The sequence below is a fragment of the Streptomyces sp. NBC_01450 genome, from assembly GCF_036227505.1.
Classification (GTDB): domain Bacteria; phylum Actinomycetota; class Actinomycetes; order Streptomycetales; family Streptomycetaceae; genus Streptomyces.
Map to the genome: position 1 here is coordinate 486,515 of NZ_CP109481.1, position 17,181 is coordinate 503,695.

12 protein-coding genes and 1 pseudogene are annotated in these 17,181 nt (G+C 67.0%); 6 read left to right on the forward strand and 7 right to left on the reverse strand.

The window, feature by feature from the left end; translation table 11 throughout:
• The first annotated feature begins 18 nt into the window (after nucleotides 1–18).
• On the forward strand, nucleotides 19–3,393 hold the full coding sequence (locus OG568_RS50490) for a GH92 family glycosyl hydrolase (protein ID WP_329536866.1): 3,375 nt from the start codon (nucleotides 19–21) through the stop codon (nucleotides 3,391–3,393).
• Between the two features lie 121 nt (nucleotides 3,394–3,514).
• On the opposite strand, the gene OG568_RS50495 is transcribed toward OG568_RS50490, so the two are convergent.
• Nucleotides 3,515–3,952: a lactonase family protein gene (locus OG568_RS50495; protein WP_329536867.1), complete on the reverse strand. Its 438-nt coding sequence runs from the start codon at nucleotides 3,950–3,952 to the stop codon at nucleotides 3,515–3,517.
• Between the two features lie 674 nt (nucleotides 3,953–4,626).
• Between OG568_RS50495 and OG568_RS50500 the strand changes: the two genes are divergently transcribed.
• The 3 genes from OG568_RS50500 (at nucleotide 4,627) to OG568_RS50510 (ending at nucleotide 8,884) form a co-directional block, all read left to right on the forward strand.
• Nucleotides 4,627–6,846, forward strand: a complete 2,220-nt coding sequence (locus OG568_RS50500; protein ID WP_329536868.1) for a hypothetical protein — start codon at nucleotides 4,627–4,629, stop codon at nucleotides 6,844–6,846.
• Nucleotides 6,815–7,396, forward strand: coding sequence for a hypothetical protein (locus OG568_RS50505; RefSeq protein WP_329536869.1), 582 nt, complete (start codon nucleotides 6,815–6,817; stop codon nucleotides 7,394–7,396). Before OG568_RS50500 ends, OG568_RS50505 begins: the two co-directional genes overlap by 32 nt.
• A 276-nt stretch (nucleotides 7,397–7,672) precedes the next feature.
• Nucleotides 7,673–8,884, forward strand: a complete 1,212-nt coding sequence (locus OG568_RS50510; protein ID WP_329533076.1) for an IS110 family transposase — start codon at nucleotides 7,673–7,675, stop codon at nucleotides 8,882–8,884.
• A 27-nt stretch (nucleotides 8,885–8,911) separates the two neighbouring features.
• Here OG568_RS50510 and OG568_RS50515 read toward each other — a convergent pair whose 3' ends face one another.
• The 4 genes and pseudogenes from OG568_RS50515 to OG568_RS50530 all read right to left on the reverse strand — a co-directional run.
• Nucleotides 8,912–9,319, reverse strand: coding sequence for a hypothetical protein (locus OG568_RS50515; RefSeq protein WP_329536432.1), 408 nt, complete (start codon nucleotides 9,317–9,319; stop codon nucleotides 8,912–8,914).
• A 320-nt stretch (nucleotides 9,320–9,639) separates the two neighbouring features.
• Complete coding sequence (locus tag OG568_RS50520; protein ID WP_329536870.1) at nucleotides 9,640–10,914, reverse strand: hypothetical protein; 1,275 nt, start codon at nucleotides 10,912–10,914, stop codon at nucleotides 9,640–9,642.
• Nucleotides 10,915–11,252: 338 nt separating this feature from the next.
• A complete protein-coding gene (locus tag OG568_RS50525; RefSeq protein ID WP_329536871.1) occupies nucleotides 11,253–11,984 on the reverse strand; it encodes a DsbA family protein in 732 nt (243 codons plus the stop codon).
• A 237-nt stretch (nucleotides 11,985–12,221) separates the two neighbouring features.
• Nucleotides 12,222–12,674: pseudogene (locus OG568_RS50530) on the reverse strand (class I SAM-dependent methyltransferase); the annotation flags it as partial.
• Nucleotides 12,675–12,794: 120 nt separating this feature from the next.
• Here OG568_RS50530 and OG568_RS50535 point away from each other — a divergent pair.
• Nucleotides 12,795–13,775, forward strand: a complete 981-nt coding sequence (locus OG568_RS50535; RefSeq protein ID WP_329536872.1) for a helix-turn-helix domain-containing protein — start codon at nucleotides 12,795–12,797, stop codon at nucleotides 13,773–13,775.
• A gap of 772 nt (nucleotides 13,776–14,547) precedes the next feature.
• Nucleotides 14,548–15,399, forward strand: a complete 852-nt coding sequence (locus tag OG568_RS50540; protein WP_329536873.1) for an NmrA/HSCARG family protein — start codon at nucleotides 14,548–14,550, stop codon at nucleotides 15,397–15,399.
• Between the two features lie 797 nt (nucleotides 15,400–16,196).
• Here the strand turns inward: OG568_RS50540 and OG568_RS50545 are convergent.
• Both OG568_RS50545 and OG568_RS50550 read right to left on the reverse strand, forming a co-directional pair.
• Nucleotides 16,197–16,559 carry a DUF488 domain-containing protein gene (locus OG568_RS50545; RefSeq protein WP_329536874.1) on the reverse strand — a complete coding sequence of 121 codons (363 nt, stop codon included), beginning with the start codon at nucleotides 16,557–16,559 and terminating at the stop codon, nucleotides 16,197–16,199.
• Nucleotides 16,560–16,602: 43 nt separating this feature from the next.
• The gene (locus OG568_RS50550) at nucleotides 16,603–17,013 is read right to left on the reverse strand and encodes a VOC family protein (RefSeq protein ID WP_329536875.1); all 411 of its coding nucleotides are present in this window, start codon (nucleotides 17,011–17,013) and stop codon (nucleotides 16,603–16,605) included.
• Between the last annotated feature and the right edge of the window lie 168 nt (nucleotides 17,014–17,181).

Sequence of the window (17,181 nt, forward strand, 5' to 3'; positions counted from 1 at the left end):
ACGGTGCCACGAGACCGAATGAGATTCCGCCAACGCCTGGCGGTGGTGTCCGTCCTGGGCATCGTCGCACTCCCACTCCCGGCGATCGGCGGCGCCCACGCCGCGAGCGCCGCGACGCCGGCCTTGGTGAAGGACGCCGCGTCCCTCGTCAACCCCCTCATCGGCACGTCCGGTCTGGTGGACACCTTCCCTGGCCCCGACATGCCGTTCGGCATGGTGCAGTGGGGTCCGGACACAACGCCCAGCCGCGCCTACGGCGGCGGCTACGAGTACAACGACAGCAAGATCTCCGGCTTCAGCCTCACCCACATCTCGGGACCCGGCTGTTCCGTCGCGGGCGACCTGCCCATCCTGCCGGTGACGGGAGCGCTGACGGGCAACCTCGGCGATGCGTCCGTCGGCTTCAGCCACGACGACGAGCAGGCAGGCATCGGGTCCTACAAGGTCACCGACGCCAACGGCGTGAAGACCCAGCTGACCGACACCACCCGTGCCGGCCTGGGCACCTTCACCTTCCCCGCGGGCCGGCAGGCGAACCTGCTGTTCAAGCTCAGCGGAGGCGCCACCCCGGTGGACGGAACCCGAGTCCAGGTCGTGAACAGCAAGGAGATCCGCGGCTCGATCGACAGCGGTCACTTCTGCGGCGCGAGCAACAGGTACACGCTGCACTTCGACATCAAGTTCGACCAGGCGTTCACCGCGAGCGGCACCTGGGTCGGCAGCACCATCAACCCCGGTGCCAAGTCGCTGAAGGCGGGCAAGGTCCAGCAGTCCCTGGGGACGCACTCGTCGAAAGCGCTCAAGGAGAAGCACTTCACCGTTCCCGCACGGCCGTCCCCGACCGTGCACGAGAGCGGCAGCACCTCCTCGAGCACTCCGTCCCCTGCCCCGAGCACCGACGCGAGGTCGGGAGCGTCCTCCACGAGCAAGGCTGCCGTCGATCCCCCCACGACAGGCGCGAACGGCATGTACCTCACCTTCGACACCTCCTCGAACACGACGGTGGGCGCGAAGGTCGGCATCTCGTACACGAACGACGCCAACGCGGCGGACAACCTCACCACCGAGATCAAGAACTGGAACTTCGACGCCGTTCAGCAGGCGAACCACGACGCCTGGAACGCGGTGCTGAAAAAGATCCAGATCGGCGGCGGGTCCTCGGACCAGCAGGTGCAGTTCTACACCGCGCTCTACCACGCGCTGCTGCACCCCAACGTCTTCTCGGACCACAACGGCGAGTACATGGGCATGGACAACCAGGTCCACAAGCTGGCCAAGGGTCAGCAGGCCCAGTACGCCAACTACTCGGCCTGGGACACCTACCGCTCCCAGACCCAGCTGATGGCGATGGTCGAGCCCAAGGTCACCAGTGACATCGTCACCTCGATGCTCAACGGCTACGACGAGACGGGCCTGCTGCCCAAGTGGGCCTCGAACAACGGCGAGAGCTATGTGATGGTCGGTGACCCGAGCGCCGCCATCATCGCCGACGCGTACGCCTTCGGCGCCAGGAGCTTCGACACCGGGAAGGCGCTCGCCGCCCTGCAGCACGAGGCCACCGTCACGAACAACAACCGGCCCGGCCAGTCAGTACGGGACGCGAAGGGCTATCTCCCGCTGGACGAGAGCTACGGCTGCTGCAACTTCTACGGCCCGGTCTCCACGCAGCTGGAGTACGACTCCGCCGACTACGCCATCGCCGCCTTCGCGAAGTCGCTGGGCAAGACGGACATCTACGAGAAGTTCGCCACGCGGGCCCAGGACTGGATGAACATCTTCAACCCGCAGACCGGCTACATCCAGGGCAAGAACAAGGACGGCCAGTTCGCGGCCGGCTTCACCCCCGGCACCTCCAACGGTTTCGTGGAGGGTTCGTCGGCCCAGTACACGCCGATGATCCCGTTCAACCTGAAGCAGCTCATCCAGGCGCGCGGCGGTGCCAAGGCGTACTCGTCCTACCTGGACAGTCTGCTCGACAACATCGCACACCCCAGCGCCACCGACGCCGACCTGAGCAACGAGCCGAGCGTGGAGATCCCCTGGGAGTACAACTACACGGGACAGCCGTGGAAGACCCAGGCAGCCGTCCGCGACGCCCAGCAGAAGCTGTACTTCAACGCTCCGGTCGGCTCGTTCGGCAACGACGACCTCGGCGCGATGAGTTCCTGGTACGTCTGGTCCGAGCTCGGCATGTACCCGGAGACCCCGGGCACGGACACCCTGGTGCTCGGCAGCCCGGTGTTCCCGGTGGCCAAGGTGACCTTCGGCAACGGCAAGACGGTGCAGATCAACGCTCCGCAGGCCGGGACCCACGCGCCATATGTCCAGTCACTCAACGTCAAGGGCAAGACGTGGAACACCTCCTGGCTCACCTACCAGCAGTTCCAGGGCGCGAGCACGGTCGACTTCACGCTGGGCACCGAGCCCGACAAGTCCTGGGCGTCCGACCCGTCGGCGGCGCCACCGTCGGACACCACGGGCGGCGACCGGGTGCTGGCGGCAACCGGTCCCTCCAGCGACGGTCTGGTGCTCCAGCCGAGCGCGTCCGGTGACGGCACGCTCGTCCTGACCAATCTCGGCAGCAAGGCCGTGACGGTCGACTGGAAGGCGACGGCGCCCTCCAGCGTCACGCTGGACACCGCATCCGGCTCGGTGACGGTGCCCGCCTCGGGCAGCGCCGAGGCGAAGGTCCATGTGACGGCGGGCACGAGCGAGGGGACGTACCCCGTCGCCTTCGCGCTGACCGACCACAGCAGTGGTGCGGCACTGGGCGAGGCGAAGCTCCGCGTGGCCGTGGCCAAGACCGGTGCGCTGTGGCCGTACGCCACCAACGAGGGCATCTACCCCGACGGTGCCCACTTCTCGGTTGGTTTCGACGGCGGCAGTTGGGCGTACTCGCAGGACGCGCTGTCGGCGGCGGGCGTCCCGAGCGGCTCCACCGTGACGGCCGACGGCATCTCCTACACCTGGCCGACGGTGACATCCGGCCAGCCGGACAACATGGAGATGACCGGTCAGACCATTCCGATGCCGGCCGGCACATCGGGCGCGTCGCTGGGCCTGCTGGGCGCGGCGGCCAACGCCCCGACCGACGGCAGCGGGACCACGGGGACGCTGACCGTCACCTACACCGACGGGACCACCTCGCAGGCGACGATCGGCTTCTCGGACTGGACGCTCAACGGCGGGGCGAGCAAGCCGCTCCCGAGTGACACGACGGCGGTCACGACGGCCTACCGGAACACCGGTAACGGAAGTCGGGACACCGTGAAGACCTACGTCTTCGCCACGAAGGTCCCGCTCGACGCGTCCAAGCAGGTGGCGTCGATCACGCTGCCGGTGACGGGCTCGACGGGCACCGGCCACCTGTTCGCCTACGGCTTCGGCCAGTAAGGGGCACGGCACGCGCTGACGAACACGGGCCGGTTCCCGGGCATGAGCCCGGGAACCGGCCGACGCGGGCGCATCGACCACGAAACAAAAGCGCCGGTCGACCTCGATCGGTGACCGCGGATCAGCCGGGCAATTCAGCGAACGCGACGAACGCGGGCTGTGGAACATGTGCCTCTGCCAGCGGCGACAGTACCCCGTCGGCCCCGTCGACCGCGTACGCTCGCACGAGGTCGGCCGACCGGTCGGCGACCAGCAGGAACGAGCCCGACGGGTCGAAGGCGAAGCTGCGGGCCGCGACGCCCGGGTGCACCGATGGGGCGAGGCGGACGTGCCCCAGCCTGGTCAGCCTGCCGTCGTCAGCGACTCGGAACCAGGCGAGCGAGTCCTCCCCGCGGTTGTTGACGTAGACGAATTCGCCGCCCGGGTGGACCCTCACCTCGGCCGGTTCGTTCAGACCCTCATGTCCCGCTGCGACAGTGGACACCTGGTCCAGCAGGCTCAACCGTCCCGAGTCGGGGTCGAACGCGAAGGACGCGAGGCCGGAGGAGGGCGTTGTCACGTTGTTGAGTACGTGACTGTCTGATGGTGCGTCGGGGCGTGGTGGGCTCGCGGTCAGGGCCTGTGTTCAGGCTGCGGGTCGCAGACGCATGTCCGCGATTCGCGCCATAGGCGGGCCAGCTCGTGAACGGGCTGGCTTCTTCCCCGGTGGTCCTGTCCACCCAGCCAGCCTCAACGTGCTGCTGTTCACTCTCGGTCTGGAGCTGGCGCGCCGCCATGCGCAACCACGGCTACCACAAGCGCGGCCGTACGCTTCCGCCGTCCCCGCGCGCGGGGACGGCGGAAGGCCACGAGCAGGTCGCGCGGGAGGTGGCGTGCCCCGGGATCAACGCCTGGTGCAGAGTGCGGCGATGGGCAACGCGAAATTGCAGGCGCCCGTCCTGTCGCCGATGCAGACCGAGCAGGCAGACCTGTTCCGGCGGGCACACGCCGGGGACACATTCTGGTAACGGAACGCACTCGCCCATTCACCCAGAGCGATCGATCAACTGCCCTTACCTGTCGGTAAGTTGTCTGCGTGCCACGATCGCCGCCTTACCGGATCCGCCCTCCAGGAGATCCGACTCGGCAAAGACTTCAGTGACACAGGTTCTTCACATGTGATCAAATCCGGGTGTTCCAGCAGGTCAGAGCCCTGCTGGGCGTCCATCTTCATGCACCGCAGAAAGGGACTCCATGAGAGTCCGGATATCCCGCCGCGCGCACGCGGTCATGATCGCCGCTGCCCTTGCCGGGAATATCGTGGTTCCGCTGGCCGGCGCACAGCCGACTGCGGCCGCCGACTGTCTCACCTCCGTACCGACCTACGTGTGGGAGCCGAACGCCACCAGAAACATCGCGGCCCCGCGCGTGCTGCACAAGTACATGGACTGGGGACCCCAGAGCGGCACCACGGACACGCTGATCGACACCCTATACACGGCGAACCTGCCGACCCCCAGCAAGATATTCACCGGCGGCGGCAACGGCATCATCTACGAGGCCACCTCTGGCGGCCAGGTCAAGTCCTACAAGGACAACACCGCCACCGGCGGGGCTCTGCTGACTCCGGTGAAGACCTACAGCCTGGCGTGGCAGAACGCCAAGCGGATCTGGACCAACGGCAGCCGGGTGTTCGTACTCAACGCCGCGGACTCGCTCGAGGTCTACGAGCAGTCCGCTCCGACGACGGGCAACGGCACCCTCACCAAGATCTCCGAAACCGCGACCTCGACCGCGGCCCTGTTCGATGCCACGAACGTGTGGATGGTGAACTCCACCGTCTACGCGCTCACCAGCACGGGCACCATCAACCAGTACAGCTACACCGAAACCCCGATTATCGGCACCGTCGCTGCACGCCTTCAGAGCGCGGGCGTGGTGGCCACTGGTCTGACCGACGTCAGTCAGGCCTGGAGCCCGGGCAGCGGGGTCGTCGACACGCAGACCACCACCAGCGATCCCGACACCACCAGTCAGATCGCCAAATACTCCACCGGACCGTGGACTCAGCTCGATCCAGAGGTCCGCACCGGAATCGTCGGCACGATCATGGCGGACGCTGGACCATGCCTCGCGGACCCAGCCCCCTCTGTGCAACCCTACTTCGCCACCCCGCCGGACGAGACCGGAGGGGCGGAGGCTGTCGACGCACCCGAGGAGGCCGCCCAGACCCCGTCGAACACGGTCACCGGCAAGTTCACCCTCGGCAACGGGCAGCCCGCCGCGGGCCTTCCAGTCACCCTGACCGCCAACGACCTCGGCGACGACGCCACCGGCGAGACCCAGGTGCCGTTCCTCGGCATGGCGACGACCGCAGCTGACGGCACCTGGTCCATCACGCTCCCGGGCACGCTCCCGGCCGACGTGCAGCAGGCGGACGACAACGGCGGCATCCTCAACCTGCAAGCCACCGCCGAAGGCGTCACCACCACCACGAAACACCCCGGTGCTCGGTGTGGACACCCTCTCCACCGCCCGGTCCAGCAGAGCGCGACGGTGTCCGGGCAGAGCGACGACGGGCACAGCACGCTGCTCGCCCCGAACACCCTGTCCGGCACGACGCAGGACACCTACGCGGGGTCCACGGACAGCAGCACCCTCGCCGCGAAGATCGAAGCCGACCCGGCTCCGGCCCCGGACACGGTCCCTATGTGGCAGAGCGACAACAGCACCCTCGCCGCCGACTACAATCCGTACCTGGTCAACGGCCACGACGTCAGCGCCGAAGCGGTGCGCCCGCCCATCGTGCCCATGGGTTCCGGCAACTGCTGGGACACCAAAACCAAGATCGACAGCTCGACGAAGTACACGGTCGTCGGCGAAGCGCACGCCAACTGGGACGCGAAGTCAACGTTCGAATACGAATCCTCGATGTCCAGCAGCATCGACACCGCGGTCAAGAGCAGCGGCAACTGGACTACAGGTGCGTCCAAGGAACTGTCGCAGAGCAACGACATGACCGTAGGCTGGTCCAACAAGTCCAAGTACTCGCACCAGTACCAGGTGCCGATCCTCTACAAGAAGTGGAAGTACCAACACTGGTGCTCCGGCTCGGTGCGCGCCACCTGGTACAAGATCGAGGCAAGCGGATACCACATTCCGGCCGACGGCGCGGCGGGCAAGTTCGGCAAGGACGTGTCGTCGAAGGACGGGTCGGCGAACTTCAATAAGGCCCCGAAGGCTAACCGGACCTACCTTGAGGGGGGTGGTGGCACCCTTTCGCTTGCTCACGGCAGTTCCGTGAAGTTCGGCGGCGCGGTGAGCGCCTTCGGTATCTCGCTCGGTGCGAAGACCGGCTACGACAGCAACCACAGGCAGAGGATCACGTTCGGAAACCAGCCCGGCAAGCACCGGATCTGGGGCAAGAACGGGTCGCTCAGCAGTGGGCACGCTGGTGTCTTCTACTCCAAGTAGGCGCGGCTGGCTGATCGCCGGAACCGCATCCCTGATCGTGGCGGCGGCCCTGGCAGCCTGGCTGGTCCCGCAGCGACCAGATGACACAGGTGCACGGAAGGGTCACGCGCTGGGTGCAGGACTGCTCGAGCAGGCCGACCTGGAGTACGACCAGCTGCGGAGCGGCAAGGAGTACTGGCTGAACCTGCCCCAAGCGACCAACGCCAGCGGTGAACCGGTGACCATAACCAAGGCCCAGTTCGTCAACCTGCCGAAGGGGCTGGAGCTGATCGGCTACAAAGTGGTGAGCGTCTACGACACCGGCGGATACGGAATCGGTGTGCGCCTGGTGAAGTCACCGAGCGATGACATCACCGGCCTGCCGGAGCGGTCGAGCACTTTCACCGTGAAAGCCCACAAACCGGCTAACAGTTTTCACATGGTCTGGTTCAGGGTGACCGGTCCGGTGACGGGTGACACGTCGCAATGCCGGTTCTGGTACCGGCAAGGTTCGGTGAAATACCGGCAGGACCTGCGGTGCGTCAACCAGCTCCGCCTCGCCAAGAAATAGAGCACCAAGCACGCCCCGTTATGTTTTTCGCGGTCCTGCAAGAGGGCCGCTGGCCTCCGGGCCCGGTATGACTTTTGCCCCCTGTCGAAGGCATGACCTGGGGGGTGGTGTCGCCGGGCCTGGGAGGTGCCGTCGGAGACGCTGATGAGAGGTCCGGCCACCGCCCGGTCCGGCGCAATGCCGGACAGCTCGCGGGCGGCAGGTCTGCATAACGTGGATGCGCGCGTACGACACCACCGCCGAGGCCGGCACGTTCAACACCCTGGGAAGGGCGCGATGTTCGACCCCGAAGACGTGGGCGTGTTCCTCGGCCTGGACGTCGGCAAGAGTGCTCATCACGGCCACGGGCTCACCCCGGCCGGGAAGAAGGTCCTCGACAAGCAGCTGCCCAACAGCGAGCCGAAGCTGCGGGCCGTCTTCGACAAGCTCAAGGCCAAGTTCGGCACCGTCCTGGTGATCGTGGACCAGCCCGCCTCCATCGGCGCCCTCCCGCTCACCGTGGCCCGGGACGCGGGCTGCAAGGTCGCCTACCTGCCCGGACTGGCCATGCGCCGGATCGCCGACCTCTACCCGGGCGAGGCCAAGACCGACGCGAAGGATGCCGCGGTCATCGCGGACGCCGCCCGCACCCTGCCGCACACCCTGCGCTCGCTGGAACTCACCGACGAGATCACCGCCGAACTGACCGTGCTCGTGGGCTTCGACCAGGACCTTGCCGCCGAGGCCACCCGCACTTCCAACCGGATACGCGGCCTGCTCACCCAGTTCCACCCGTCGCTGGAACGCGTCCTGGGCCCGCGTCTGGACCACCAGGCCGTCACCTGGCTGCTGGAGCGCTACGGCTCCCCGACCGCCCTGCGCAAAGCCGGCCGCCGCAGGCTCGTCGAGCTCATCCGGCCCAAGGCCCCGCGCATGGCCGCCCGGCTGATCGACGACGTCTTCGACGCGTTGGACGAACAGACCGTCGTGGTCCCGGGGACCGGCACCCTCGACATCGTCGTGCCCTCCCTGGCCCGCTCGCTCGCCGCGGTCCACGAACAACGCCGGGCCCTGGAAGCCCAGATCAACGCCCTGCTGGAGGCACACCCTCTTTCCCCGGTCCTGACATCGATGCCCGGCGTCGGCGTCAGGACCGCCGCCGTCCTGCTGGTCACCGTCGGCGACGGCACCAGCTTCCCCACCGCAGCCCACCTCGCCTCCTACGCCGGACTTGCCCCGACCACGAAGTCGTCGGGCACCTCGATCCACGGCGAACACGCACCACGAGGCGGAAACCGGCAGCTCAAACGCGCCATGTTCCTCTCCGCCTTCGCCTGCATGAACGCCGATCCCGCCTCCCGCACCTACTACGACCGATGCCGGGCCCGCGGAAAGACCCACACCCAAGCCCTCCTCCGCCTCGCCCGCCAACGCATCAGCGTCCTGTTCGCCATGCTCCGCGACGGCACCTTCTACGAACCCCGCGTCCCCCAGGCGACGGCTGCATGAACCAGTCCACAGGAAGGCTGACGCAGATCAACACCATGGGTCGTCTGCCCATGCCGAGATATCTGCGGCCCCCCGACGGACAGCTTCTTCCGGGTCCCGGGCGAGCTTCCCGCAGGCCGCTGCGACGTCCGGCACACCGCCCGGTCCCACGAGCGCGTCATGCACCCCGGTCTGCAGCCACTCGGCCTGGTTGTCGTCAGCCTCGGCAACCGCGAGAGCGATAAGCCTTATGGCGGCCACCGTCCCCACCCGGGTCAAAGCCTCTGCCGTCTGCCGGGTCACCGCCGTGTCCTCGACGTCCAGCAGCAGCCCCACCAACGCTTCCGCAGCCTCAGAAACATCAGCGAAGGAAGCAAGGTCACGCCCGGCACGAACACGCTGGGTCCACGAAGGAGACGACGCCTCAGCCAAGGCTGCCTCCAACCCACTCGTCATCTCTGGCACGACCAGACAGTCTCACGCCCCACAGAGAAGATCGAACCCCGGGCAGAGGCTGCCCAGACGCTTGACGAAGAACATAGAGGCACCCCCCCAGAACAGGTGGTTCTGGGGGGGCGTCTTGACGTCACGGACCGGGGCGGTGGACTCCGGGCGCCACCCGAGTTGTTGCTGCCCCCGACCCGGGTGTTCGGTTCGACAGGCCCAGGTGACCTATGCGGCGGCTCTGGGGACAGTCGGGCAGCTTCCCCGGCTCGCACAGGGGTCGTTCGGCCATGACGGGGTGAAGCAGCCCGGCACCGCCCGTGGGCCGTGGCTCAGTTCATGGTGAGGACGGCGGAGTCGTTGCGGCTGTTCGGATCGAAAGCGGGCCGGTGGGAGTCGGCCGGGTCCGGGCCCCAGACCAGCTGGACGCCGCCCTTGGCGTGCGTGACCACGTCGTCGACCCGGACGGTCAAGGAGAAGTTGGTGACCTGTCCCTTGGGCACGATGATGCCCGGCAGGGTGCAGACGTACGGTCCCTTGGCCTCGGCGGTCGGGTTGTTCTCCTGCCACGGGGCGCAGTTGGCCGAATGGCCGACGGCTGTGGTGCCGGGCGGGAGCGTCACCCAGGCGGTGGGCACTCCCTCACCGCCGCTGCGGTCGTACAGGGTCGCCGGACCGTTGGCGGTCAGGTGGAAGGCGAGGGTCGCGCTCTTGCCCACCGCGGCTTGAGCACTCGCGCCGGAGACGGCGAAGTCGGCCGTGTTGCGGGCCCTCAGGGTGGCGATCCAGTAGTCGGTGACGCTGCCCGTCTGCGGCAGGGAGACGGAGCCTGCCGGGACCGAGGACCGCCGGCCCGCCTTGATCACCTTCAGTTTGAGCGCGGGCGCGGACGCTTTGCCCCACGTCCACTTGATGCCCTGGCCGTCCGGCCAGCCCGGCTGCCCGAGAGGCGCGGTGAGTGCGTCGAGGTAGGTGTTGAGGGCAGTGGAGCCCACGTGCAGACGGACCGGGGCGGCCAGGGCGGCAGTCTCGCCGATGTTGATGGCGCCCTTGGGGTAGCACTCCGCGAAGTGGATCGCTCCGTTGAACCCGTACTTGCAGTTGGAGTAGTGGTCGGCGAAGTCCAGGCCGGGTGAGGCCGCCAGGACGGTCTGCACGCCGCGGGCCGGACGGTTGCCCACGTTGGTGAACCGGACCGGTTCGGCGACGTTGCTGCCGACCTTCAGGTTGGTGTGGTCGGCGAGGTGGTCGAGGCCGAAGGACGGCCCTCCCACGGTGACCGATCCCGTGCCCCCCGTGATCTGCGCATGCGCGGACCGGCCGGTGATCTTGTACGTTCCCGTAGCGCCCAACCGGCTGCCCCTCAGTGCGGTCAGGGTCAACTGGGTCATGGATCCGAGGCCGATGTTCGGGTTGGAGCCCGACTCGAACGACTCCGAGCACGTGGCGACCAGGCCATGGGCGGTGCAGTTGCTCGAGAACGCCACCTTGGCGACCTTCGACAGCCCCCGGGCATCCACGGTCAGAGTCGCATCGTCAGCCGTCAGGTTCTTGGTCTTGGTGTGGAAGTCGAAATACACGCCTGCCGTGGCAGGAGCAGCCGGCAAGGCCGCCGGTGTCGGCGCGTCAAGAGTGATCACCGGCCGCCCGGAAGCAGCAACAGCACCGGCTGGGCCGACGCCCAGCAGCGATGCGGCCAGACCCGCAGCCGAGACGAACACTGCAGCTAAACCGGTGAGGGAATTGCGTCTCATCAACATCCTTACGTTTGAGGGGGCTTTACGCAGACCGCCGACCGGCGGTCAGCGTGGTGCGGCCGGAGGCTGGAGTCCCGCCCGGTCGGTTCAGTGGGTCATCCGCCCGTCTCCTTCGCGGATGCGGCTGGAGCACCGCATCAGTAAGCCGCTCGCGCGGCCACACCACACCCCGGTGGTGACGCGATGGTTCACAAGGAGGTCTCTTCCCACTCCCAGGGCTTGGCGTAGATCTTCTGCAGCAGTTCAGCGAAGGCATCGCTGTCGTAGAGCAGGCCGTTGTACTCCGTCGGGATCTGCTTGCCGTTGATCGCAGCGGTGGGCGTTCCCGGTCCTTCGGGGTCCTTCGCTCCCCCGGCCCGTTCATACGCTTTCTGGGAGGCGGTGACGAAGGAGCGGTACTTCATGTTCTTCACGGCCGTGTTGAACTCCGGGCCGCGCAGGCCCTCGACCTTGCCGGCCAGTTCCAGCAGATAGGCGTCGGTGTAGCCGTCGGTGCTCTCCTCGGGCTGGTGGGCGTAGAGCACCTCGTGGTACTCCACGAACTTGCCCTGCTCCAGCGCGGCGCGCAGTGCGTTGACCGCCTTCTTCGACCCGCTGCCGCCGACCCGGTCATCCAGGAAGGAGGCCAGGGTGTACTCAGTTCTCGTCCGGCGGTCGAGCATCGCTTCCCGCAACTGCGAGGAACCGCCGGTGGTCTCGAACTTCTCGCAGTACGGACAGCGCGGATCCTCATACAGGTGCACGGTCATCTTCGCGTCCGGATCGCCCACCAGGATGGTGGTGCCGTCCTTTCCGAGCTTCTCCGGCAGTTTCTCCGCGCTCTCGAACCCGGGCTTGGCCTGCGTCGCCCGCTGCCCGCACCCCGCCAGCATCAGCACCGCGGCCGCGCACAGCACAGCCCACCGTCCCCCACGCACCACGCGTCATCCCCTCCCCAGAGAACAACGCGACCTTAGATCACCGGTACGACAAACACCCACGCCTTTTCCCCTGAGGGGCCGTCACCCCCTCCCAAGGCAGGGGGCCGGCCTCACCGCTGTCCAAAGCAGACGCCGTGCCTGTCATCTCGGGGCGGTTCTCGTCATCCAGCCGCCGCAGAAGCGAGTTGATGCTGCGGACTCTGCCTGGGCCCGATCAGGAGCTGATCGTGGAGGTCGTCAACGTGGGACTGTTCGTGACACCCGCAGCTCCATGAGATACCGCTTGGTGACCCGGCCTGCGTACCGCCCGTCGATCAGCCCGGCGATGCACCCCAGCAGCCCTTCCCGGGCCTGCGGCGGCAGTGCCCGATGACCGGAGTAGGTCCGCAGCACCTCCAGGTACTCCGCCGTGGTGTACATCAGGTCCCACTCGTAGCGCCGGAAGACAACAGGGCCGAACCGGCCGCTGCGTGCGACCTCGTCCACGTGGTCCGAGGTGTCGACATCCTGTACGGCAGGAGGCCGCAGCCCCGCAGGGGTGGCCGGATCGAAACGCTCGTAGCGGTCCTGGACCTCTACGAAGAACTCCTCGCTGCCGCCCGCCACATGCTGCGTGGCGACCACGGCGAGGGCGCCACCGGGCCGCAGTGCCTCGGCGGCTTTGACCACCCTCACCGTCGGATCGATCCAAAGCCTGTCCGGTGACCAGAAATAGTGGATACCCATGACGTTGCCTGATTCGGCCCTGTCGATAAGGGACGCCGACCGGTAAGCCGGTGCACGTTACTCGTCAAAACCGGAGGGAGGATCATGGAACGGGTTTTCGACAGCAAGAACTTCCCTGGGCAAGAGGCTCTGGCCGCCTGGACAGAGATGGCTCAGCGGGAAGTCATGCCGAAAACGTTCCGTGCTGTGGACAGTGACGTGTTCCGCGGCTGGTCCGATGAAATGTCATTGGGGCCGGTGCAGGTTTCTTCGGTGGCTTACCCATCGATAGCCACATCACGGACACCGAAGTCTATCCGCGTCTCCGACCCGGAGTGCCTGCAGATTGTTGTGCCCCGTTCCGGCCCTCATTTCATTGAGCAGAATCGACGCAGCACTCTCGTCCGGCCCGGGGAGCTGGTGCTATTAGGCAGTTCCCGGCCGTTCGAGTCGTACGCCATCGGCGAAGCAATGCTCATGCAGTTCCCGATCGCCCTGCTACCGGTGAGTGCTCGCCATGTTGACCAGCTGGTCACCTGTCGGTTGCCTGGCGACAAAGGGATCGGTCAGTTGTTGGTCGACTACTTGGGCCGTGTGACGGACAACCACACGTGCTACACGCCCGCAGACACGCCTCGGCTCGGCACGATCGGTCTCGATCTGGCCGCTGCCGTTCTCGCCCATCATTTGGAGCGTGAAGACGAGATTCCGGCCGACAGTCGGCAACGAGCCCTGTACACCCGCGTCACCTCGTTCATCCAAGATCATCTCGGCGACCCCATGCTCAGCGTCGACGGCATAGCGGCAGCCCACCACATCTCCGACCGCTCACTGCATCGGCTCTTCCAAGCACACGGCGCGAGCGTCCGCGCTTCGATACGCGAGCAGCGCCTGGAACGCTGCCGCCGCGATCTATTCGATCCGGTGCAGCGTCACGTGCCCATCAGGGCCATTGCCGCCCGCTGGGGCCATCTCCGCCCCGCTGATTTCACTCGCGCCTTCCGCTCTGCCTACGGTGTTGCGCCTGTCGACTATCGACACCAGGCCCTGCAGTACTCAAGTGCGTGGAAGACCTCGCGTGAATGACCTTTCCTTTTTTCCCGCCCTTCTCTGAATGATCTTTCGTTTCTGGCACTCCGCGCTAACGATTTGGCACGTATCGCTAAGGTGATGCGTGTTGTGTGCCCTGAGACTGGGTGAGCCCGGTAACGCATCAGGAGCGCACCGGATGAACCTCTGGAAGGCAGAGAGACCGATGAGGCACACAACCAGGCCCACAACGAGCCGCACCCGGATCCGTCGCACCGCCCTTGTGGCGGGCGCCCTACTCGCCATGGCCTCGGCCGCCGGCACAGCCGAGGCCACCACCTCGGCTGCGGGCAGCAGGGTTCGGGCGCCCACATCATGGCGGCGCCGGGCGACTGTCCGAAGTACTCTTCTGCGGCTACGCGGGCGCGAACTACACCAACCTGGCTTTCAAGTTTACGGACTGCTACATGCAGCCGATCGCGGCTAGGACCGGCGGATCCTGGTACAGGAACCAGTCCACCGGCACCAAAGCCAAGATGTACGACATCAACAAGAAGCTCATTTACACGACCCCAGGCGCCCCTTATGGCGACCCCACGGCGACTGGACGGGCATCCGATACCGGCCCGACTCATCCGCGAAGCACAGCCACGCGTTGGATCGGTTCCGGCCGCTGCCGTCGGGCGTGGACACGCGCGTCGGGTCTGCGGTCCGCGTGTGGTGCCCTCGTGTCACGTCTGAGGTCTGGATCATGTCTTTACTGAAGTCATTGTCCTAGGTGACCGGGTCGCGACGGTGCCCGGTGTGCCTGTTGTGAAGGAGTTTCTCGATGGTTGATCAGCCGATTCTGGTGCTGGGCGCGACTGGTGGGCAGGGCGGGGCCGTGACCGGCGCGCTGCTGGCTCGTGGGGCGCGGGTGAGGGGGATGGTCCGCGACCCGCAGAAGGCGTCCGCACGCCGGCTGGCCGACCGGGGGGTCGAGTTGGTCGCCGGTTCGCTCAGTGATCGAGAGTCCATGGCCGCGGCGATGGACGGGGCAGCCGCGGTGTTCGCCTTCACCACTCCCTTCGAGACCGGTGTGGACGCCGAGGTGGCGCAGGGCCGGGCGATCCTGGCCGCGGCTGGTGAGAAGCGCGTCCCGCACCTGGTGTTCAGCTCGGTGGCGGGGGCCGACCAGCACAGCGGTGTGCCCCACTTCGACAGCAAGGCCCGCATCGAGACCGAGCTGGCGTCCGGCGACGTGCCGTACACGATCCTGGGACCGACATACTTCTTCGACAACGCCCTCGGCGGGGCGCGGCGGATCGCCGGCGGGGTGCTCGACCTGCCGCTGCCGTCCGACCGGCCCTTGCAGCAACTGCACCGCAACGACCACGGCGCCTTCGCGGCCGGGGTCATGCTCGATCCGGCCCGCTACGTCGGGCAGCGCATCGAGCTGGCGAGCGATGCGCCCACCCCCGCGCAGATGGCCACTGCGCTGGGTGCGACGCTGGGGCGGCAGGTGCGGCACGAGCAGGTACCGCTGGAGGCCATCGGCAACCCGGACATGCACGCCATGTGGACGTTCCTCAACGGACCGGGCTACCGCGTCGACATCCCCGCCCTGCACGCGGCCCACCCGGAGATCCCCTGGACCAGCTTCGCCGACTGGGCGCAAGGCGCTTTCGCTGCCACTGCCTGAGCCCGCCCGAACGAAGCGGCCTCAGCCGTCAAAGAACTCGGGCCACCGCACGGCCGAGACCTACATCTGTGACGGGTGCAGATCTTCTGAGGGTGCGTACAAGACCGGCGTGACCTGCGCAGTCATACATCCGTCTGTCCTGTGGGGCGCCTCGCGCAGGCGGCGTCCGCGTTGGTCGGCCCGACTCGTCAGCACAGCTCGGACGTTCCGGTGCCGAAATGACAGGGCGCGAGCCCTCCCCGATCAACCACCAACGACGAACCTGCTGGTCACAGACCTATGACCAACCCTCAGAAGATCTGCAATCATGTCGAATCACCCGCGCGGGTGAATGAAACTGCCTCGTGGTGTCGGCTACGCTCCAGAGCAGCAGGTCAGCGTCTGCCGGTGCCCTGCCGAACTGCCCACGCCAGTCGGCGCCGCGGCCAAGGTTCTTCGAATCACGCAATCAAGAGACGGCACTCTCAGCCGGTCGCAGGCGTGGGCGACGTGACCGGGACAGGGAGTCGTTGTGACGACCAACCGAGCGCGCAAGCAATGTCTGGGACGTCACCGACCCGATCCGCACCCTGATGACCTTCGGCCGCCGACACGAAGGATCTCGCCGACAGTGATGTGCCCCTGGGCGACCTGCTCAGCGAGTCCGACCGGGCCAGTTGAACACCGGCGGACGTTCAGCGCAGTTGGCTGAACATCTCCGGCCGCACTTTGAGCGGGTCATTTGCCCGTGGCCGCGCACTTGTGACACTGGGGGATCAAAGTTTCCGTTGACACAACGGTGCGCTTTGGACCCGTGGTCACCCTCGGAGCAGCTCGGCCAGCACCTCGGCTTCGCTGATCTCGGGCTGCTTGGTCGCGGTGAGGAGCGTCAAAGTCCGGTCTTTGGCGAGGTCGCGCAGGTGAGCCAGCGCGTCTGTATGCTCGGGATCTTCGAGTTCGGCCCGGTAGCGATGGCTGAACTCCGTGAAGCGTTCCGGGTCGTGGCTGTACCACTTGCGCAGTTCCGTGGACGGGGCAACCTGTTTGCACCACTCGTCGAGGTGGGCCTTCTCCTTGGTCATTCCCCGTGGCCAGATGCGGTCGACCAGCACTCTGGTGCCGTCGGCCTGCTCCGGAGCCTCGTAGACCCTGCGGACGTGCACGGTCTTCTTGCGTGCCATGGAGGAACCTCCTGGTGAGCTGGGTACTCCGCTTCTTTCGGCGTCACACGTAGTAGCGGGCGATGATCTCAAGCCGTGCCACCTCGTCCGGCCCCGGATAGGCCACCAGCACCGGCAGACCGCTGGGGTCCATGCCCTCGAGAAGGGTGAATCCCTCAGCCTGCCTTGTGTACACATGGCCGGACCGGGCTCTGAGCACGCGCTCGCACCGCTGGAAGTCGTCGAGGCCGTCCGCCGTCCAGATCACGTACTGCGCGCCGACATGGCCTGCCGGGTGGGGCGCGTGCGGCCCGACGGCGCGCAGATACACCTGGAAACCATTGTGGCCCACGAGGAGGGCGGCAGTGGCGGTGCGTACTGTGACCTCCATGTTCAGCAGCTCCTGGTAGAAGTCCGCAGATGCGTCGTGGTCGTGGACGAACACCACGACCGAGGCCAGCCGCGGCCCTCGCATATCCGGTCCCCCACCGGCCGACCCCGAATCCGCCGGGACCGGTGCGCTGTGCGGGCCAGCGGGCGCTTCCTGCGGGTGCGTCATGGGGGACCCTTCCGCCTCGACTGTGGTACGAGGGCTCTTCTCCGGTTTCCTGGGCCGGATTCCACGCTACCCGGCCCGCCTCCT

Coding starts and splice junctions, on each gene's coding strand:
- OG568_RS50500 (WP_329536868.1), top strand. CDS start 4,627: ATGAGAGTCCGGATATCCCGCCGCGCGCACGCGGTCATGATCGCCGCT.
- OG568_RS50540 (WP_329536873.1), top strand. CDS start 14,548: ATGGTTGATCAGCCGATTCTGGTGCTGGGCGCGACTGGTGGGCAGGGC.
- OG568_RS50535 (WP_329536872.1), top strand. CDS start 12,795: ATGGAACGGGTTTTCGACAGCAAGAACTTCCCTGGGCAAGAGGCTCTG.
- OG568_RS50490 (WP_329536866.1), top strand. CDS start 19: ATGAGATTCCGCCAACGCCTGGCGGTGGTGTCCGTCCTGGGCATCGTC.
- OG568_RS50510 (WP_329533076.1), top strand. CDS start 7,673: ATGTTCGACCCCGAAGACGTGGGCGTGTTCCTCGGCCTGGACGTCGGC.
- OG568_RS50550 (WP_329536875.1), bottom strand. CDS start 17,013: ATGCGAGGGCCGCGGCTGGCCTCGGTCGTGGTGTTCGTCCACGACCAC.
- OG568_RS50545 (WP_329536874.1), bottom strand. CDS start 16,559: ATGGCACGCAAGAAGACCGTGCACGTCCGCAGGGTCTACGAGGCTCCG.
- OG568_RS50515 (WP_329536432.1), bottom strand. CDS start 9,319: ATGACGAGTGGGTTGGAGGCAGCCTTGGCTGAGGCGTCGTCTCCTTCG.